At 30.5% G+C, this 2,521-nt stretch carries 2 protein-coding genes and 1 pseudogene; all 3 read left to right on the top strand.

Translation table 11 applies throughout. The features are described from left to right. Window positions 1-1,170 (top strand): annotated as a pseudogene (locus tag V7112_RS06330) (hypothetical protein); the annotation flags it as partial. Between the two features lies 1 nt (window position 1,171). After that, entirely contained in the window at window positions 1,172-1,633 is a 462-nt protein-coding gene (locus V7112_RS06325; protein ID WP_335416852.1) for a DNA phosphorothioation-associated protein 4, read from the top strand. A 63-nt stretch (window positions 1,634-1,696) separates the two neighbouring features. After that, window positions 1,697-2,521: hypothetical protein (locus V7112_RS06320; RefSeq protein ID WP_335416850.1), on the top strand; the 825-nt coding region annotated here is incomplete at its 3' end.

Here is a 2,521-nt window from a genome sequence, read left to right as displayed (position 1 = left end):
AAAAATGAAATTCAAGATGTACAAAAAGAGATTATTGAATTAATGACTAAAAAAGGCTATTTAGCATTCAGTTTTCCTGCAATTCATAAAGCTGAAAAAATCTTAAAGGAAAAGAAGAGTGACGACCATATCTATGGTATTGAGGCTACATTTATTGATCAACTGATTGAAGAACAAAAATGTATTTGTGGTACAACTATCAAAGAACACACTCCTCACTATCATCATTTAGTTGAGATAAAAAAGTTAACTAATACTACACCGGTAGAGCAAAAAGTTATGGACTCTTTAATGGCTGTTGGGAAAATAAAAGAGCGGAAGGAAACTCTTTTCAAAGAATTAAGACAGCTAAAGGCAATTGAAATAAGTAAAATACAAATTAGAAAAAAACTAAACGAAGAAATTGAAGAAATTGGTTTAAAATTATCAGAAAAAGATTCTGAGGAAATAAGTGAATTAGAAACAAGACGTCAAAAGTTAAGTCAACAAAAAAATGATTTGCTAAAAAAAATTGGGGCAATAGAAAATGAATTGAAAAGTATTGAAAAAAAACTAAAAGAAAAAAAAGTAGAACAATCTAAAGCTCAAAATCAGGCCGATAAAGCAAAGTTAACTAATAAGAGAGTTGAAGTATGCGAAACTTTAGAAGAGGTTATGAAAGATATTCTAGAAATAAGAGAATCTTTAGTAAAATCTCAACTTCATGAAAAGATAAACAAAGTATACTCTCAATTCTTACGTAAGGATTTTAGTATTGAACTTTCAGATAGTTATGAGTTAAGAGTTGTAAATAGCAAAGGCAATCTCGTTGGAATGTCCCAGGGAGAGCGTCAAATTACAAGTCTTTCATTTATTGGAGCTATTGTAGATATAGCGAGGGAGCAATATAAAAAAGAAATTAAGAATAAGTTTGAAGAAGGGGGCATTTATCCTATAGTAATGGATTCCCCTTTTGGTGCTCTTGACTCAGACCATAGAAAAAGAATCGGGAAAGGTATTTATAAATTAGCAGACCAACTTATAGTTATCGTTTCTACATCGCAGTGGAAGGGGGAGGTAGAAGAGCAAATGAATAGTTTAATAGGTAGAGAATATAGATTAGTTTATAATGACCCTAGAATTAATAAAGACAAACCTTATGAGTTCACAAGTGTTAAGGAGGTAATTTAATATGATTCACAGAAGAATTAAGAGGCCAAAGGATCAAGACTCTATTTACAGAAAGTTAACTGATAGGGATGAATTTGGTATTTTCGCATCATATAAAGAGGTATTTATGATTGCTGGAACTGTTGGCTTTCTTGAGAAGAAGAGAAAGCAGTTCTCTGCCACAGCAGAAGGATTGTTATGGGACAATTTTAATTTAGATACAGATGAACCAATGATAAACATGGTAGCACTTTCAGAAACACAAGATATAGATATTCTTAGGGATGATGCTGAGACTTTTGATAAGAAGCTCAATATTTTTGAGGAGTATGCTGCTGGGGGTATTGAAATTATTGAGCAAGTTTTATTAGAACAACCCAAACTTGTTGTTAATAATTATTTCGACTTTATTATGAGTATGGAAAATGATACAACTGAACAGGAAAGAAACCTTAAAGGTATTGCAGATATGATATTCAATTAAATAATTATCTTTCAAGAAGGTAGCTTTACACCTACCATCCTGAAAAAGGTGGAGTAACTATTTATGGATATATTAGGTATTGTAAACGAGTTTATTAATAACAAGGAAGAAATTGATTATTCTATGGTTGTTTCTGAATTGAATGAAGGGAAATCAGAGAAGGCTATATTAAAAGATTTTAATATTTCTGGTGAGACACTTCATTCAAAACTAGAAGAACAGGGTTATTATTTCAGCGAAGTTTTAAATAGATGGGAATCGAAGAAAAATAAGTTGGAAAAAAACTACAGTCAGGATAACAAAGTGTATGAAAATGGGAATAATGAGACTCCTTATAATAAAATTCAACTAGATCGAATAATAAACCGCCTTAATTCTGGTGAGGGTTTTGTTAAAATAGCTAAGTCTGATGGATTGCAGGTTGTTCAAATTAGTAACGCTATTAAAGGAGCCGGGTACCGATTCGACTCTTTTTTTAAAACATGGACTAAATTATCAGAAGATAAGTTCTATGAATACATTATTTCTGAGTTAAACAAAGGAAAAACTATATATGATTTAAGTAATAATTATATGCGAAATAAAAAGGAAAGACTTCTTTTTGCTGACGAGCTTCGTAGAAAAATAGAGAAAAAAGGTTATCATTTAGATAAAACAAGTAAAATATGGGTTTTAGATACGATTAATATTAAGGTTAACTCAAATGAATTAAAAGATGAGAGAAAAGAGTCTAAAAAAACTGAAGAAGAGATAACGGCGATACAAATAATTGATAAATTAAATAGAGGTGCCACTTTTAGTGATATAGAAAGTGAAACTGGTTTAGATTTCCATAGGTTAAGATTGATATTAAAAAGAGAAGGCTTTAAATTAAACTGGTACCTATGT

It is taken from the genome of Bacillus sp. JJ1566 (assembly GCF_036962685.1).
Lineage (GTDB): Bacteria > Bacillota > Bacilli > Bacillales > Bacillaceae_L > Ferdinandcohnia.
Note: the sequence above shows the minus strand (reverse complement) of the source record. Positions and strands in the feature narration are given on the sequence as shown.

Bases quoted from the DNA above. Each gene is read 5' to 3' on its own strand.
- V7112_RS06325 (WP_335416852.1), top strand. From the start codon at position 1,172: ATGATTCACAGAAGAATTAAGAGGCCAAAGGATCAAGACTCTATTTAC.